The organism is Ruegeria sp. C5 (assembly GCF_056537605.1).
Genome location: NZ_JBQFRX010000003.1, coordinates 176,021 through 191,979, shown reverse-complemented (window position 1 = coordinate 191,979; position 15,959 = coordinate 176,021). Strand labels below are relative to the sequence as shown.

The window sequence follows — 15,959 nt, the reverse complement described above, 5'->3', positions numbered from 1 at the left end:
ATCTAAACCACAACACCTTGATGACAAGCGCATGAGGGCTACAATATAGGGATCACCCTTGGGACGACTCTGTGGGAAAGCTGTGGATAAGTACGTAAACCTCATCAAACTTTCGGTTGGGTCAGAAAGCGTCGACACGCTGATGGCGTGGCAAGACAGCCGCAAACCACTCTATGAGGACGGATACCCGCGCCACGTCACCCGCATGTGGCCCAAGCGCGACGCTGAAATTCTGAATGGCGGGTCGATCTATTGGGTGATCAAAGGTGTGGTCCAGTGCCGCCAGCGCATCCTGCGGCTGGATGAAGTCCGAGGCGAGGATGGCATCCGCCGCTGCGCCATCGTCCTTGACCCCGAGGTACACAGAACGCAGAACGCTCTGAAGCGTCCATTCCAGGGCTGGCGGTATCTCAAGCCTGAGGACACCCCTGCCGACTTGCCTAAAAATCGCGAGCAGGACGATGCCTTGCCCGACGACCTGAACCGCGCATTAGCGGAAATTGGGGTGCTTTAGGCCAACCTGTCCAGCAGCTCATTCAAAGCCGTCTTTTCAGCCGCATCGTATTTGGCCACGCGGCTGCGCCACAGCGTGGCCTGCGATTGCAGGATCAACCCATCCGACAGGATTTTCAGGTGGTTCGCCCGCAGTGTTTCCCCGGTCGAGGTGATATCGGCAATCGCCTCGGCTGTCTCATTCACCACCGTCCCCTCGGTTGCGCCCTGGCTGTCGACCAGCGTATAATCGGCCACTCCCGCTTCGGTCAGGAATTCGCGGACCAGACGGTGGTACTTGGTAGCGATCCGAAGCCGATGGCCATGCGCCCTGCGAAAACCTGCCGCCGCTGCATCCAAATCATCCAGAGTGTCCACGTCGACCCAGCAGGCTGGGGTTGCGATGATAAGGTCCGCCTTGCCGAACCCCAAAGGTGCAACCTCTTCCACCTGCTGTTCCCAGCGCGGCAGCTTTTCATGCACAAGATCGATGCCGGTCACGCCCAAATGAATGCGTCCCGCCGCCAGCTCGCGCGGAATCTCTCCTGCAGACAATAGGATCAGCGAGACGCCACCAATCCCATCAACCTTGCCCGCGTATTCCCGGTCTGATCCGCTGCGCGACAGTGTAATGCCGCGCTTTTCAAACCATGCAAAGGTCTTGTCCATCAACCGGCCCTTCGAAGGCACCCCGAGTTTCAGGCTCATTGCGCAGCCTCCTCGATTTCGAGCATCAGGTCCGGGCGGATCACGCCGCCAATTGCCGGAATCTCGGCCCCACCACCCAATTGCCTGGTCAGCGCATCATAGCGCCCACCGGTCGCAACCGGTGGCAGATCAGGGCGGCCTTCGGCGTAAAAGCCGAACACAAACCCGTCGTAGTACTCCATCGAGGTCCTGCCATAAGACGCCTCAAAATCCAGTGTATCCACATCCACGCCACGCGCCTGCAGGGCTGCGATACGAGCTTCCAAACGATCCAAAGCAGATGTGATCTGTGGCAGATCAACCGCAATGTCACGCAGTTGTTCCAGCGCGAAAGGCATGGTTTCGCGCACATTAAGCAGCGTCTCCAAACCGGCCAGTTCATTGTCCGAGATCGGCGGCGCAGCGCGGTCTTCGCGCAGGGCATCAATCCGTTCGAGAATTTCGGGCGTGCGGCGCTTGCCTATCATGGGCACGTCAATCGCCAATGGATCGACCGCGTCAAGCAGAGCATCGCGCCCCTCGAGACTAGCTTTGCGTCCGGCATATCGGTCCAGCAAAACGCGGAACCGGCGAGGCCGCCAGAGATGCCGCATCAGTGCAGCCTTACGACGACTAGTGGTCTTGAGACCCTCAACAGCGGCGATCAGAATACCGATATCACCTGTCGCTGCCCGCAAGGGCAGCCCGCGCAATTGCAGGGCAAATAACGAAAACACCTCGGCATCGGCTCCGGCGGGGTCTTCGCGATCAAATACTTCGTAGCCGACTTGGATATACTCATTAGCACGATCCGGATCGTGTTCCTGACGGCGGAACACTTCGCCGGAATAGGTGTATCTTGCTGGTTCAGCCCCATCGGACATGTGCATCTGCACCACCGGCAGGGTGAAATCCGGGCGCAGCATCTGCTCACCCCGCAGCGCGTCCGAGGTTACGTAAGCACGGGCGCGGATATCTTCTCCATAGAGGTCCAGCAGCGCCCCGGCTGGCTGCAGCAGAGGCGTATCAACCACCTGCGCGCCCGCCGCCTCGAACCGGACACGCATCATGGCGGCGCGGGCCTGTATTTGGGAACGGTTCGGCATGGGTCAGTCCTGATTGTCCAGAATCTCGCGCACCTTAGCGACCAGATCGCCACGGGGCACTTCGAACTGGCTGGGCCGTTCTTTCCATTCCTCAAGCGTGGCGCTTTCGGCAATCTTGGCGCCAAGAATCAGGTCCTTGATCTGCACGATCCCATTTGCCTTTTCGTCACCGCCTTCGATCACCGCAATCGGAGAGTTCCGCTTGTCCGCATATTTCAGCTGATTTCCAAAGTTCTTAGGGTTGCCCAAGTAGACCTCGGCCCGGACCCCTGCATTCCTCAGTTCAGCGACCATCGTCTGGTAATCCGCCATGCGGTCGCGATCCATGACTGTCACAACCACCGGGCCAGTCGCTTGCGCCGCGATCCGCCCCTTTTCACGCAAAGCGGCCAACAATCGGTCAACACCGATGGAGATGCCGGTCGCGGGTACTTCCTGTCCGGTAAACCGCTTGACCAGATCATCATAGCGACCACCACCCGAGACCGACCCGAATTGCCGCTTGCGGCCCTTCTCGTCGTATATTTCGAAGGTCAGTTCGGCCTCATAGACCGGCCCGGTGTAATAGCCGAGGCCACGCACGACCGAAGGATCAATCTCGATCCGGTCCGAACCATACCCGCCTGCATCCAGCAGCGCACCAATCTGCTCCAACTCAGCGATCCCGTCCGCACCGATCTTGCTGTCACCCACAGCGGCGCGCAGGTTGGCCAGCGTTCCGGCGATATCTGCAGCTTTAGAAGTCAGGAAGGCAATCACCGGCTCGGCCTGATCACCGCTAAGACCAACACCATCGATAAAAGCGCCAGAGGCATCCAATCGGCCTTTGGTTAAAAGCTCACGCACACCAGCCTCGCCCACCTTGTCGAACTTGTCGATCGTGCGCAGAACGTTATCTCGGGCGGCGGCGTCTTCATCCAAACCCATCGCTTCGAGCACTCCATTCAGAACCTTGCGGTTGTTGACCCGCACCAGATAGTCACCGCGCGGGATTCCAACGGTTTCCAGCGTGTCCGACAGCATAGCGCAAATCTCGGCATCCGCAGCCATTGAGGCCGTGCCCACCGTATCCGCATCGCACTGATAAAACTGACGATACCGTCCCGGCCCCGGCTTCTCGTTCCGCCAGACCGGACCCATCGCATAGCGGCGATAAGGCGTCGGCAGGTCGTTGCGGTGCTGCGCATAGACGCGGGCCAGAGGCGCAGTTAGGTCATAGCGCAGGGCCATCCAGTCGCCCCCGGAACCTTTTGAGCCGCCTTCGTCAAACTCCTGCCATGCGAACACGCCCTCGTTCGGGCGGTCCACGTCGGGCAGGAACTTGCCCAACGCCTCAACCGTTTCAACCGCGCTGCTTTCCAAGGCATCGAACCCGTAACGATGATAGACACCCGCAATCGTCCGCAGCATCTCGGTGCGCTGCGTGACTTCCTCGCCGAAATAGTCACGGAACCCTTTCGGCGTTACGGCCTTGGGGCGGGGCTGTTTCTTGGGCTTGGCCATGTGGGGCGTCCTTGGGATTTAGTGTTCCGCGCGCGGTCTATCCCATGGCCCGCATCGGAGCAAGGCGGGGTTTCTCTGGTCAGGGCGTCACAGGGTCGCTATGAGACGCCTATAAGGAGAGCCCCATGCAGCATCTGGAAGAGCAGATCGCCCATCTGACCCGCACGGTCGAAGAGCTGAACTCGGTCGTCACAAACCAACAGAACGAGATCGACCGCCTGACCCGCCGCGTCGAGATGTTGCTGCAGCGTGAAGCAGAACGCGCGCAGGAAGGTTCAGGCGGAGTTGTGTTCGGAGACGAACGCCCGCCGCATTACTGAGGGGTTACAACCCCAGCGTCGACTTCACCGCGTTATCGACCACACCGCCCAGAAGGGCATTCTTGTCGGCGGCACAACCCTCTGACAGAGCAGCAATGAAGGCTTCGCGCAGTTGGGTCTTTTCCTCGTCAGTGGCCGCATGATCTTCGATATTGATCTGGCGGTTATAGAGTGACAGGGCCGTCATTTTTCCAACAACGGCCACGACAAATTCTTCGTCGCCATCAGCCTCCTCTGCGATCGACGCACATGTGTAGTGCATCACAGGCAAGGCATCCTGTACCATCTGCTCTGCTGAATCGTCAGCCAGCGCGAATGTGGGTACGACAAAGAGCGTGGCACAGAAAGTAGATTTTACGAGAATTGACTGCATCAGCTTCACTTCCAGTTATGTCCGATAATCGCACCGGCCACCCCACCGACCGCAGCCCCTTTACCATCGCCGACCAGCGCGCCAACGCCCGCGCCGACCAAGGCCCCGGTAAGAGTGTTTTTCTTCTTTTTGTCGTCTGCATGTACCACGGTGGCCAATGCCAGTGAACATGCCGCGGCGAGTGTAAATATCCTGAAAACATTGCCTGAACTTGCCATTTCGGAACCCTCCTGTGAAATGACCTTTGAGGATGTTCACCCAGCCTAGCGGGGTCCATCGCGTGTGGCAACATTACGGTTCGGGATCAGATTTCTTCGATCTCCGATATCCCCTCGAGCGATTTCAGCGCGCCTTTGATTTCTGGGTTGATCGGAAATTCCCGGCCCAGATCCATCTCGACCTCGCCTGGCAGTCCGGGATCGAATAGACAAACATAAACAGGTCCCTTGGCCACCCTTTTGGCTGAAGCCTCTGCGCCTTCCAGTACCGTGGCCATGTTCGGCAAAACCTTCGAATCCTCGACAAACACACGCAAACCCGTTGCACCCGCATCGGCCACAACTGTATCAACCGGACCAACGGAACGGCCCAGCAGTTTCAGCTGATCGGCCTCCATGGTCGCTTCAGCCGTCAGTACCACCTGTGCGCCGGTTTCCAGAAACTCTCGGGATTTCTCCAGTGTTTCCGAGAATAACGTGACCTCGAATGCTCCGGTGGGGTCAGAGAGCTGGGTAAAAGCGAACCGATTGCCGCGCGCTGATTTCCTTTCTTGCCGTCCGGCAACGACGCCTGCCATCTTGGCAATAAATGGGCCAGAGCGCGCCTTTTCAGTCACCTGATCCAGTGTAAGTACCTGTTTGCGCTTCAGGGCCGGCATATAGTCATCCAGCGGATGGCCAGACAGGTAGAATCCGATCGCCTTGAATTCCTCGCTTAGGCGTTCGGCAGGTAGCCAATCAGGCGAAGGGGACAGACGCGGTTCGGGCAGGTCATCGCCTGCCTCGCCAAACAGGGAAACTTGGTTGGAATTCTTCTGCTCGTGAATCGCCGCCGAATACTGAACCAACGGATCAAGGCTTTCAAACACACGGCGACGATTTTTATCGAGCTCGTCAAAGGCACCGGCGCGCGCCAGCATCTCAAGCGGGCGTTTGCCGACCTTCTTCAGGTCAACACGGCGGGCGAAGTCGAACAGGTTTACGAAAGGCTTTTCGCCACGCCCCTCAACCACAAGATTCATTGCCTCGACGCCTACGTTCTTGAGCGCGCCCAGCGCATAGACCAAATGCTCATCGACCACATCAAAGGTCGCTTGGGATCGATTTACGCACGGCGGAACATAGGGCAGCTGCAGCCCCTTGCGGACTTCCTCAAAATAGATCGCGAGCTTGTCGGTCAGATGGATATCGCAGTTCATGACACCTGCCATGAACTCGACCGGGTGGTTCGCCTTTAGCCAGCCGGTTTGATAGCTGACCACCGCATAGGCGGCGGCGTGGGATTTGTTGAAGCCATAGTTGGCGAACTTGTCCAGCAGGTTCCAGACTTCGGTCGCCTTGGCCTCATCCACATTGTTTTCGGCAGCACCTTTGAGGAACTTGGGCCGCTCTGCATCCATCGCCTCCTGAATTTTCTTACCCATCGCGCGGCGCAGCAAGTCCGCGCCCCCAAGGCTGTAACCCGCCATTTCCTGCGCGATCTGCATCACCTGTTCCTGATAAACGATGATGCCCTGCGTCTCATCCAAGATATGGTCGATGGACGGGTGCAGCGTGTCGCGTTCGCTAAGCTTGTTCTTGACCTCGCAGAACTTGGGGATGTTCTCCATTGGGCCGGGTCGATAAAGCGCGACGAGGGCGATGATGTCCTCGATACAATCCGGCTTCATCCGCTTGAGCGCATCCATCATGCCAGAGGATTCAACCTGGAACACCGCCACCGTCTTGGCCGCCGAATAGAGTTTGTACGTCGCCTCGTCATCCAGCGGGATGGCGTTGATCTGATTTATTGCCCCTTCGGCGGGTTCATAGAGTTCCGTGCCATCGGGAGCTATGTGAAGGTCACGCCCTGACTTAAAGATCAAATCCATTGCGTTCTGGATCACGGTCAGTGTTTTCAGACCCAGAAAATCGAACTTTACAAGGCCGGCCTGTTCAACCCATTTCATGTTGAATTGGGTCGCAGGCATGTCCGAACGCGGGTCCTGGTATATTGGAACCAGTGCATCCAGCGGCCGATCTCCGATCACCACGCCGGCAGCGTGTGTCGAGGCGTTGCGCAGCAGCCCCTCGACTTGCTGGCCATATGTGAGCAGACGGTCCACGACCTCTTCATTGCGTGCCTCTTCCCGCAGGCGCGGCTCATCCTTCAGCGCCTTTTCGATGGAAACGGGTTTGACGCCTTCGACCGGGATCATCTTGGACAGGCGATCAACCTGCCCGTATGGCATCTGCAATACACGCCCAATATCGCGCACAGCCGCCTTCGACAGCAAGGCACCGAAGGTGATGATCTGCCCCACTTTGTCGCGCCCGTATTTCTGCTGCACGTAGCGGATAACCTCTTCACGGCGATCCATGCAGAAGTCGATATCGAAGTCGGGCATAGAAACCCGCTCGGGGTTCAGAAACCGTTCAAACAGAAGCGAATACCGCAGCGGATCAAGGTCGGTAATCGTCAACGCATAAGCCACCAGTGATCCCGCACCCGAGCCTCGCCCCGGACCCACCGGAATGTCATGATCCTTGGCCCATTGGATAAAGTCGGCAACGATCAGGAAATAGCCAGGGAAACCCATCCCTTCGATAATGCTAAGTTCGAAATCCAGCCGTTCTTGATATTCTTCGGAAGTCACGGCATGCGGGATCACGGCCAGACGTTTTTGCAGACCCTCGTTGGCGATGCGACGCAGTTCGGCGACCTCATCATCTGCAAACTTCGGCAGGATCGGGTCGCGGCGATAAGCCATGAAGGCGCAGCGTTGCGCGATTTCAACCGTATTCTCGACGGCTTCGGGCAGATCGGCGAACAGCGTCACCATCTCCTGCTGAGACTTGAAATAGTGCTGCGCGGTCAGACGTCGGCGACCGTCCTGCTGGTCGACATAAGCCCCCTCGGCGATACAGATCAGCGCGTCGTGGGCCTCGTACATGTCCGAAGTCGGAAAATAGACGTCATTGGTGGCCACCAGCGGCAAGTTCTTTTCATAGGCCATCTCGACATGACTGCGCTCGGTCAAGCGCTCGGCCTCAGGTTGGCCTCCTTCGCCTGGGTGACGCTGCAACTCAACATAAAGGCGATCCGGGAAAATCGCGGACAAACGATCCACCAAAGCCTCGGCAGCAGGGCGCTGACCTTGCTGTAACAGCAACCCTACGGGCCCGTCTGGACCGCCGGTTAAGCAGATCAAATCATCTGATCGTTCCGCCAATTCGTCCAAAGTGACCTGCGGCAACTGCCCGCTTTTGTCTACATACAGGCAGGAACTGAGCTTCATCAGATTCTCATATCCCACCTCGGATTGTGCCAGCAGCACCAGCGGCGCGGGTGATTTTGGCTTTTCTCCCGGCTGCGCCTGAACGTAACTGAGATCGACCTGACAGCCCATGATCGGTTGCACACCCGCCCCGCTGGCGGTGACCGAAAACTCTAAGGCCGAGAACATTGAATTGGTATCCGTCACTGCGACGGCGGGCATCTCCATCTTCTGGCACAGGTCCGGCAGCTTCTTCAGCCGCACGGCACCTTCCAGCAACGAATATTCAGTGTGAACGCGGAGGTGAATGAATCGGGGGGAACTGCTCATGCAGGCTAAGCTATCTCAGCCAGCGACGTTGCAAAAGCGGGAACCGGCACCATCGAATGCCGAAAAAATCATCGGTGATTATTCGGCTTTTTCAGAAGGTGCTTCGGGCGCAGGAACGCACACCTTCCCCAAAAGTGTTTATTTTCAATTTATTAAGCTTCACACATACACGACAATCATGGGCCGCTCGGGTGCAATGGTGTATCATATAGGCAGTTTTTCTTGCCAGATAAGGTACGCTGTTTCTAACATCTGACAGCAAGCTACCGCCCGCCACTCTTTCTACGTCGCATCGAAGGAGGGCCGAACGGGCGCAACCGGGTAACGCGACGGGTTTCTCGAATGAACATCACGTTTCTTCTGAACGGAGAGACAGTGGAGCTGCCGGATGTCGATCCGACGGCCACCCTACTGGACTGGCTGCGTGAAGATCGCGGTCTGACAGGCACCAAAGAAGGCTGCAACGAAGGCGATTGCGGCGCGTGCACGGTCATGGTGACGGACGAAGACGGTGCAAAAGCTCTGAACTCCTGCATCCTGTTCTTGCCCCAGCTGCATGGCAAAGCGGTTCGTACAGTCGAAGGGGCAAGCGGCCCGGATGGCGAAGCACATCCCGTTCAACAGGCAATGGTTGACCTGCACGGTTCGCAATGCGGTTTTTGCACTCCGGGTTTTGTCATGTCGATGGTCGCCAGTCATGCGACGGGCGCCACGGATCATGACACCCAGCTTGCCGGAAACCTGTGCCGCTGCACTGGCTATGCACCGATTATTCGCGCCGCGAAAGCGGTCGAGGACCGTCCCGTGCCAGTCTGGGTCAAAGACAAGCCACTCGCATCTTCTGCTGCGTCGCGCATGCTGCCTGAATCTTCCGATGAACTGGCAGCTGTATATGTTGAAAACCCGGATGCCACGCTGGTTGCCGGAGCAACAGATGTCGGCCTGTGGGTGACAAAGCAACTGCGCGACCTGGATCCAGTAATCTTCCTCAACCGTTGCGATGATCTCAAACAAATCACCATCACCGACGATGAAATTCGCTTTGGCGCAATGGTCGACATGAATCGGATGGGTGAGGCTCTGGCCGATCTTCACCCCTCTTACGCCGAAATGATCCGTCGCTATGCCAGTGTTCAGGTGCGCCATGCTGCAACGGTGGGCGGCAACATCGCCAATGGCTCGCCCATTGGTGACAACCCGCCTGCGCTGATTGCTCTGGACGCAACCCTTCATCTGCGCAAAGGCGACACCCGCCGGTCCCTTCCGCTGGAAGAGTTCTTTATCGACTATGGCAAACAGGACCGCGTTCCCGGTGAATTCGTCGAAGCTGTCAGTTTCCCCCGTCAGCTGGATCGCCTGAAGGCCTATAAACTCAGCAAGCGGTTCGATCAGGACATCTCGGCCGTCTGCGGGTGTTTCAACATCACCGTCTCGGGCGGCATCGTCACGCAGGCGCGCATCGCGTTCGGCGGCATGGCCGGCATCCCGAAACGGGCAACCCATGTCGAGGCCGCATTGGTCGGTAAACCTTGGGCGCGCGAGACGATTGACGCCGCGCTGCCTGCCTTTGCTGACGATTATTCACCACTCACGGACATGCGCGCCTCGGCCACCTATCGACTGGAAACCGCCAAAGCGATGCTCGAAAGATACTTCCTGGAAGATCAGGGCGAAGTGACCAATGTGCTGGAGGTATCGGCATGAGCGTGACCAAACCCCTCCCCCACGACGCAGCACCGCTGCACGTTTCAGGAACCGCGCGGTATGTGGACGATATCCCAACACCCAGGGACAGTTTGCATCTGGCTTTTGGCCTCAGCCCGATTGCCAAAGGCAAGATCACCGCAATGGACTTATCTGCGGTGAAGGCTGCCGAGGGCGTCGTGATGGTTATGGCTGCGGATGATCTGCCCTTCGCCAACGACGTATCGCCTTCGATCCATGATGAACCGCTACTGTCGGACGGCACGGTTCACTATATCGGCCAGCCTGTGTTTCTGGTCATCGCCAGCAGCCATCTGGCCGCCCGCAAGGCGGCCCGTTTGGGCAAGATCGACTACGCCGAGGAAACCCCGATCCTAACCGTCGAAGAGGCTCTGGCCGCCGACAGTCGGTTCGAAGACGGCCCGCGCATCTATGCCAAAGGCAATGCTGATGCGGCTATTGCAGGATCCGCCCATGTGATCGAAGGGTCATTCGAGCTTGGCGGGCAGGAGCATTTCTATCTGGAAGGTCAGGCCGCTTTAGCCGTGCCGAATGAAAGCGCGGATATGCTGGTTCACAGCTCGACCCAGCACCCGACTGAGATCCAACACAAGGTGGCTGATGCGTTGGGCGTTCCGATGCACGCCGTCAGGGTCGAGACGCGCCGTATGGGCGGCGGTTTTGGCGGCAAGGAAAGCCAGGGCAATGCGCTGGCCGTTGCTTGCGCGGTCGCCGCTCGCGCAACTGGCAAGGCGTGCAAGATGCGCTATGACCGCGACGATGATATGACAATCACCGGCAAACGCCACGCGTTCCGCATCGCCTATAAGGCCGGATTTGACGAGAACGGCCATATTCAGGGCGTCTCGTTCCACCACTACGCCATCTGCGGCTGGGCACAGGACTTGTCCCTGCCCGTCGCCGACCGCGCGATGCTGCATTCGGACAATGCCTATCTGTTGCCAAATGCACGGATCGAAAGCCACCGGCTGAAGACCAACACCCAATCCGCCACCGCTTATCGCGGCTTCGGCGGCCCGCAGGGCATGGTTGGCATCGAACGCGTGATGGACCACGCTGCGTATGAGCTGGGTCTGGACCCGGTGGAACTGCGCCGCCGAAACTACTACGAACCGGCCCATGCGATTGCCGAGATCACGCCGTCCGAGAAGCCTTTGGGTCATCCCGACCCGCATGAGGACCTGACGAGCCGCGGCGCGGTCGAAACCGGGGACGCCCCCGTGCGCCCTCTGCCCGCTGGTGGCAATACCACACCCTACGGAATGGAGGTCAGCGATTTCGAATTGCACGGGATGACTCAGGCCCTACTGAAATCCAGCGATTACGAAACGCGCAAGGCCGCCATTGCGAAATGGAACGCCGAGAATCGTGTGATCAAGAAGGGCATCGCCTTCTCTCCGGTCAAGTTCGGGATTTCCTTCACGCTGACCCACCTGAATCAGGCAGGCGCTTTGGTGCATGTGTATCAGGATGGCTCGGTCCATCTGAACCACGGCGGCACCGAGATGGGTCAAGGCCTGTTCCAGAAGGTCGCGCAGGTGGCGGCTTCGCGCTTTGGCATCCCCCTGGAGATGGTCAAAATCACCGCCACGGATACGGCCAAGGTACCGAACACTTCGGCCACGGCAGCATCCTCGGGCAGTGACCTGAATGGTATGGCCGTGAAGGCGGCCTGCGATACGATCCGCGATCGAATGGCGGACTATCTGGCCGAGCGGCATCAGGCCGATCCGTCGACTGTCACCTTCTCTGATGGCCATGTTTCGGTTGGCGCAGAACGCTACACCTTCGCTGAAGCTGCGGCGCTGGTCTATCAGGGTCGGATCAGCCTGTCGGCGACCGGTTTCTACAAGACACCCAAGATCGAATGGGACCGGATCGCCGGACGAGGCCGTCCGTTCTTCTACTTCGCCTACGGAGCGTCGGTCACTGAAGTGGCCGTCGACACTCTGACTGGTGAGAACCGCATTCTGCGCACCGATATCCTGCATGATGCCGGTGCTTCGTTGAACCCGGCGTTGGATATCGGGCAGGTCGAAGGCGGTTATGTGCAAGGCGCGGGCTGGCTAACGACCGAGGAACTGGTCTGGGACGGCACGGGCAACCTGCGCACACACGCACCCTCGACCTACAAGATCCCCGCCTGCTCAGATCGACCCGACGTATTCAACGTCGCACTCTGGAATGCCGAAAACCGTGAGGACACGATCTATCGTTCGAAAGCGGTGGGCGAACCTCCGTTCATGCTCGGGATTTCAGCATGGCTGGCCCTGTCGAATGCGGTCGCGGCCTGTGGAGAGGTCTACCCCGCTCTTGATGCACCAGCCACGGCTGAAGAGGTTTGGCGCGGCGTCCAAAAGATGAAGGGAGGCATCTGATGGGATTTGACTTGGAGGCTTTGAGGGAGGCGGTCAAAACCCACGGAACAGTGGTCCGGGTGGTCATCGCCGGCATCAAAGGGTCGTCTCCACGTGAAGTGGGGGCCGCGATGCTAGTCTGGAAGGACGGGCAAAGTGGCACCATCGGTGGAGGCACGTTGGAGTATCAGGCAACTGAAGCTGCGCGATCCCAAACCACCGCCACCCGACTAACGCATCACGCTCTTGGCCCCGACATGGGGCAATGCTGCGGCGGTGCAGTTTCATTGCTGAGTGAAGTATTTGATCATGAAACGCTGAATGCACTGGACGATACCGTCATCGCGCGTTCGGCGTCGGGCGGAGAGATGCCGCTATCGGTCAAACGTCTGCTGGCGGCAGCGCGAGGACAGGGTGTCGTGCCCGAGCCCCGACTGATCGAAGGTTGGATGGTCGAACCCGTTCACAAACCGACGCGTAATCTGTGGATCTGGGGCGCAGGCCATGTCGGCCGGGCGCTGGTGGACGTTTTGTCCCCCCTACCCGATCTGGCAATCACCTGGGTCGATACCGGACCCGAGCGGTTTCCCGATGTGGTTCCAACCGGTGTAACCCCGGTTCCGACCGCAAAACCCGCCGAGCTGGTTCGCCACGCGCCAACCGACGCCGAGCATCTGGTGCTTACCTATTCGCACAATCTGGATCTGGAACTGTGCAACCGGCTGCTTTCGCACAATTTCCTCTTTGCGGGGCTTATCGGCTCGGCTACGAAATGGGCGCGATTCCGGTCGCGGCTTGCGGCCCTTGGACATCCGCCCGAGCGGATCAGCCGGATCACCTGTCCGATCGGCGATCCGGGCTTGGGCAAACACCCGCAGATGATCGCCGTTGGCGTGGCAGCGCAACTGTTACGCCCCGCCCGACAGAACGAATTGAAGAAGGACCTGAGCGCGTGACCACTCCACTTCTGAGCTTGCAAGGGCTGACCAAAGCCTATCCCGGCGTCGTGGCCAATGATCAGGTGTCCTTTGACATCGGTGAAGGCGAAGTTCACGCACTGCTGGGCGAGAACGGCGCGGGCAAATCCACGCTTGTCAAAATGATCTATGGGCTGGTGAAACCCGACAGCGGCACGATGCTGCTGCGTGGGCAGCCCTATGCACCGCCTGAACCGCGCGCCGCCCGTGCGGACGGGATCGCGATGGTGTTCCAGCATTTTTCGCTATTCGATGCGTTGAACGTCGCCGAGAATATCGCTCTGGGGATGGAGAACCCGCCCCCAATGGGTGATCTGGCCTCGCGTATCCGCGAAGTATCCGAAACCTACGGCCTGCCCTTGGACCCCTTCCGCACGGTTGGCGATCTGTCTGCAGGTGAGCGTCAGCGGGTCGAAATCATCCGCTGCTTGTTGCAGGACCCGAAGTTGCTGATCATGGACGAGCCGACCTCGGTTCTGACGCCGCAAGAGGTTGAAATCCTTTTCGAAACGCTGAACAAATTGCGCTCGGAAGGGACATCGATCCTGTATATCTCGCACAAGCTGGAAGAGATTCGAACGCTATGCGACCACGCCACGATTCTGCGGCTGGGTAAGAATGTGGGCGAATGTGTACCAGCCGAAACCTCAGCGCGCGATATGGCTGAGATGATGGTGGGGTCAACCCTGCAGACACCTGAACGTTCCGGCCGGGAATTCGGTGACGTTGCGCTGGATGTCAGCGGATTGTCAGTGCCGTCGCCGTCGGAATTCGGAACCGCGCTTCGCAACGTCCACATGACCGTCCGCAAGGGCGAGGTTCTGGGGATCGGGGGTGTCGCGGGGAACGGTCAGGATGAATTGCTGGGTGTGCTTTCTGGCGAAATTCCGACCACCGCAGATGCGATCAAATTCAACGGTCAACCCATCGGCAAACTCGGCCCGACCGCGCGGCGTAAGCTGGGCGTGTTGACCGCACCCGAAGAACGGCTGGGCCACGCGGCTGCCCCTGATATGAGCCTCACTGAAAACGCTCTGCTGACTGGGTCGGTCCGCGAGGGGCTGGAGAATAACGGCTTTCTGAAGTGGTCTGAGACCAAGAGCTTTGCCGAAAAGATCATTAGCGCCTTTGACGTGCGTACGCCGGGTCCTGAGAATGCCGCCCGGTCCCTGTCGGGCGGGAACCTGCAGAAGTTCGTGATTGGTCGCGAAGTGCTGCAAAACCCGGATGTTCTGGTCGTGAACCAGCCGACTTGGGGCGTGGATGCAGCGGCGGCGGCCTCGATCCGGCAGGCCATTCTGGATCTGGCGGCCAAGGGAACTGCGGTCATCTGTATCTCGCAAGACCTCGATGAACTGATGGAAATCTCAGACAGTTTCGCCGCCTTGAACGAAGGACGACTAAGCGCCCCGCGTGAAACTACGGGTCTGACGGTCGATGAGATCGGCCTGATGATGGGCGGCGCGCATGGCATGGAGGTGGCCCATGTCTAAACACTTAAAAGAAAAGAGAAACGCGGGGGTATGAGCAAATGATTGTGTTGGAGAAACGGCCTCAGCCGTCCAAGGCGTGGTCTTATGCCACCCCTCTGGTCGCGGTCCTGGCGACGATGGTTTTTGGTGGCATCCTGTTCGCCATTCTAGGCAAAAACCCGGTCGAGGCTATTGGAACCATTTTCTGGGAACCCCTGTTTGGCGAGTTCGCCTTCTATTATCGGCCGCAATTGCTGGTTAAGGGCGCGCCCCTGGTTTTGATCGCCATCGGCCTGTCTTTAGGCTTCCGCGCCGGTATCTGGAATATCGGGGCCGAAGGTCAGTACATTATGGGGGCCATTTTCGGTGCGGGCGCTGGTCTGGCATTCTATCCGCTGGATGCATTCTACATCTTTCCGATCATGGTGATTGCAGGCGCGTTTGGCGGCTGGCTATGGGCAATGATCCCAGCCTTCCTGAAAGTGCGCTTCGGTACCAATGAAATCCTTGTGTCGCTGATGTTGGTCTATGTGGCCGAACAGATGCTGGCCTCGGTCTCGCTAGGCCTGCTGAAGAATCCCGAAGGGTTCGGCTTTCCCGGTTCGCGCAATCTGCAATCCTACGACAGCGCGTATAATGCCGAGCTGATTGCGGGTTCAGGCATGCACTGGGGCGTAGTCACTGCCCTGATCGCTGTTATCTTTGCATATGTCTTGCTGAACCGGCACATGCTGGGCTTCCACATCCGCCTGACAGGTGAGGCCCCGCGTGCGGCGAAGTTCGCAGGTGTAAACCCTGCCCGCCTGATCTTGTTCTGTCTGGGTCTGGCCGGCGCGCTGGCCGGTCTTGCGGGGATGTTCGAAGTCTCGGGCCCTGCTGGCGTGGTCAGCATCGATTTCAACGTCGGTTACGGCTTTACCGCGATCATCGTGGCTTTCCTTGGCCGTTTGCATCCGGTGGGCATCCTGCTGGCCGGAGGCCTGATGGCGTTGACTTATATTGGCGGTGAAATCGCCCAATCTCAGCTGGGTCTGCCCGCCGCAGCCATTCAGGTTTTCCAGGGGATGCTTCTGTTCTTCCTGCTGGCATTCGATCTTCTGACAAACTACCGCATCCGTGCGGCCCGTAGCGAGGTAGCGTGA

Annotated in this window: 14 protein-coding genes; 8 read left to right on the top strand and 6 right to left on the bottom strand. The window is 58.7% G+C overall.

The window, feature by feature from the left end; all coding sequences use genetic code 11:
* The first annotated feature begins 82 nt into the window (after positions 1-82).
* On the top strand, positions 83-514 hold the full coding sequence (locus ACR0AW_RS12485; RefSeq protein WP_170392480.1) for a DUF1489 family protein: 432 nt from the start codon (positions 83-85) through the stop codon (positions 512-514).
* Here ACR0AW_RS12485 and hisG read toward each other — a convergent pair.
* Genes hisG through hisS form a run of 3 tightly spaced genes read right to left on the bottom strand, consistent with a single transcriptional unit; the run spans position 511 to position 3,788 of the window.
* On the bottom strand, positions 511-1,200 hold the full coding sequence (gene hisG, locus ACR0AW_RS12480; protein ID WP_170401909.1) for an ATP phosphoribosyltransferase: 690 nt from the start codon (positions 1,198-1,200) through the stop codon (positions 511-513). The genes ACR0AW_RS12485 and hisG overlap by 4 nt on opposite strands.
* A complete protein-coding gene (locus tag ACR0AW_RS12475; RefSeq protein ID WP_170733009.1) occupies positions 1,197-2,285 on the bottom strand; it encodes an ATP phosphoribosyltransferase regulatory subunit in 1,089 nt (362 codons plus the stop codon). Before ACR0AW_RS12475 ends, hisG begins: the two co-directional genes overlap by 4 nt.
* A gap of 3 nt (positions 2,286-2,288) precedes the next feature.
* A complete protein-coding gene (gene hisS / locus ACR0AW_RS12470) occupies positions 2,289-3,788 on the bottom strand; it encodes a histidine--tRNA ligase (protein WP_170733010.1) in 1,500 nt (499 codons plus the stop codon).
* Between the two features lie 125 nt (positions 3,789-3,913).
* Here hisS and ACR0AW_RS12465 point away from each other — a divergent pair, with 125 nt between their 5' ends.
* Positions 3,914-4,108, top strand: coding sequence for a SlyX family protein (locus tag ACR0AW_RS12465; protein WP_170392484.1), 195 nt, complete (start codon positions 3,914-3,916; stop codon positions 4,106-4,108).
* A 4-nt stretch (positions 4,109-4,112) separates the two neighbouring features.
* Here the strand turns inward: ACR0AW_RS12465 and ACR0AW_RS12460 are convergent, their stop codons facing one another.
* From ACR0AW_RS12460 to dnaE, 3 genes are all read right to left on the bottom strand, one after another.
* Complete coding sequence (locus tag ACR0AW_RS12460; protein ID WP_170392485.1) at positions 4,113-4,481, bottom strand: hypothetical protein; 369 nt, start codon at positions 4,479-4,481, stop codon at positions 4,113-4,115.
* Positions 4,482-4,486: 5 nt separating this feature from the next.
* On the bottom strand, positions 4,487-4,699 hold the full coding sequence (locus ACR0AW_RS12455) for a YMGG-like glycine zipper-containing protein (RefSeq protein ID WP_170733011.1): 213 nt from the start codon (positions 4,697-4,699) through the stop codon (positions 4,487-4,489).
* An 86-nt stretch (positions 4,700-4,785) separates the two neighbouring features.
* Entirely contained in the window at positions 4,786-8,286 is a 3,501-nt protein-coding gene (dnaE, locus tag ACR0AW_RS12450) for a DNA polymerase III subunit alpha (protein ID WP_170733012.1), read from the bottom strand.
* Between dnaE and ACR0AW_RS12445 the strand changes: the two genes are divergently transcribed.
* From ACR0AW_RS12445 to ACR0AW_RS12420, 6 genes are all read left to right on the top strand, one after another.
* Positions 8,285-8,542, top strand: a complete 258-nt coding sequence (locus tag ACR0AW_RS12445; RefSeq protein ID WP_170733013.1) for a hypothetical protein — start codon at positions 8,285-8,287, stop codon at positions 8,540-8,542. The genes dnaE and ACR0AW_RS12445 overlap by 2 nt on opposite strands.
* 86 nt (positions 8,543-8,628) lie before the next feature.
* Positions 8,629-9,990 carry a xanthine dehydrogenase small subunit gene (xdhA, locus tag ACR0AW_RS12440; protein WP_170733014.1) on the top strand — a complete coding sequence of 454 codons (1,362 nt, stop codon included), beginning with the start codon at positions 8,629-8,631 and terminating at the stop codon, positions 9,988-9,990.
* Positions 9,987-12,389 (top strand): xanthine dehydrogenase molybdopterin binding subunit, encoded by a 2,403-nt coding sequence (gene xdhB / locus ACR0AW_RS12435; protein ID WP_170594400.1) that lies wholly within the window; start codon positions 9,987-9,989, stop codon positions 12,387-12,389. Before xdhA ends, xdhB begins: the two co-directional genes overlap by 4 nt.
* The gene (xdhC, locus tag ACR0AW_RS12430) at positions 12,389-13,324 is read left to right on the top strand and encodes a xanthine dehydrogenase accessory protein XdhC (RefSeq protein WP_170420511.1); all 936 of its coding nucleotides are present in this window, start codon (positions 12,389-12,391) and stop codon (positions 13,322-13,324) included. Before xdhB ends, xdhC begins: the two co-directional genes overlap by 1 nt.
* Entirely contained in the window at positions 13,321-14,838 is a 1,518-nt protein-coding gene (locus tag ACR0AW_RS12425) for an ABC transporter ATP-binding protein (protein ID WP_170420509.1), read from the top strand. The genes xdhC and ACR0AW_RS12425 overlap by 4 nt, the downstream gene beginning before the upstream one ends.
* 38 nt (positions 14,839-14,876) lie before the next feature.
* Positions 14,877-15,959: an ABC transporter permease gene (locus ACR0AW_RS12420; protein ID WP_170392492.1), complete on the top strand. Its 1,083-nt coding sequence runs from the start codon at positions 14,877-14,879 to the stop codon at positions 15,957-15,959.

What these genes read in the sequence shown, in the direction of transcription:
- dnaE (WP_170733012.1), bottom strand. Translation starts at nt 8,286, where the DNA reads ATGAGCAGTTCCCCCCGATTCATTCACCTCCGCGTTCACACTGAATAT.
- hisG (WP_170401909.1), bottom strand. Translation starts at nt 1,200, where the DNA reads ATGAGCCTGAAACTCGGGGTGCCTTCGAAGGGCCGGTTGATGGACAAG.
- ACR0AW_RS12475 (WP_170733009.1), bottom strand. Translation starts at nt 2,285, where the DNA reads ATGCCGAACCGTTCCCAAATACAGGCCCGCGCCGCCATGATGCGTGTC.
- ACR0AW_RS12465 (WP_170392484.1), top strand. Translation starts at nt 3,914, where the DNA reads ATGCAGCATCTGGAAGAGCAGATCGCCCATCTGACCCGCACGGTCGAA.
- ACR0AW_RS12460 (WP_170392485.1), bottom strand. Translation starts at nt 4,481, where the DNA reads ATGCAGTCAATTCTCGTAAAATCTACTTTCTGTGCCACGCTCTTTGTC.
- ACR0AW_RS12420 (WP_170392492.1), top strand. Translation starts at nt 14,877, where the DNA reads ATGATTGTGTTGGAGAAACGGCCTCAGCCGTCCAAGGCGTGGTCTTAT.
- hisS (WP_170733010.1), bottom strand. Translation starts at nt 3,788, where the DNA reads ATGGCCAAGCCCAAGAAACAGCCCCGCCCCAAGGCCGTAACGCCGAAA.
- ACR0AW_RS12445 (WP_170733013.1), top strand. Translation starts at nt 8,285, where the DNA reads ATGCAGGCTAAGCTATCTCAGCCAGCGACGTTGCAAAAGCGGGAACCG.
- ACR0AW_RS12455 (WP_170733011.1), bottom strand. Translation starts at nt 4,699, where the DNA reads ATGGCAAGTTCAGGCAATGTTTTCAGGATATTTACACTCGCCGCGGCA.
- xdhC (WP_170420511.1), top strand. Translation starts at nt 12,389, where the DNA reads ATGGGATTTGACTTGGAGGCTTTGAGGGAGGCGGTCAAAACCCACGGA.
- xdhB (WP_170594400.1), top strand. Translation starts at nt 9,987, where the DNA reads ATGAGCGTGACCAAACCCCTCCCCCACGACGCAGCACCGCTGCACGTT.
- xdhA (WP_170733014.1), top strand. Translation starts at nt 8,629, where the DNA reads ATGAACATCACGTTTCTTCTGAACGGAGAGACAGTGGAGCTGCCGGAT.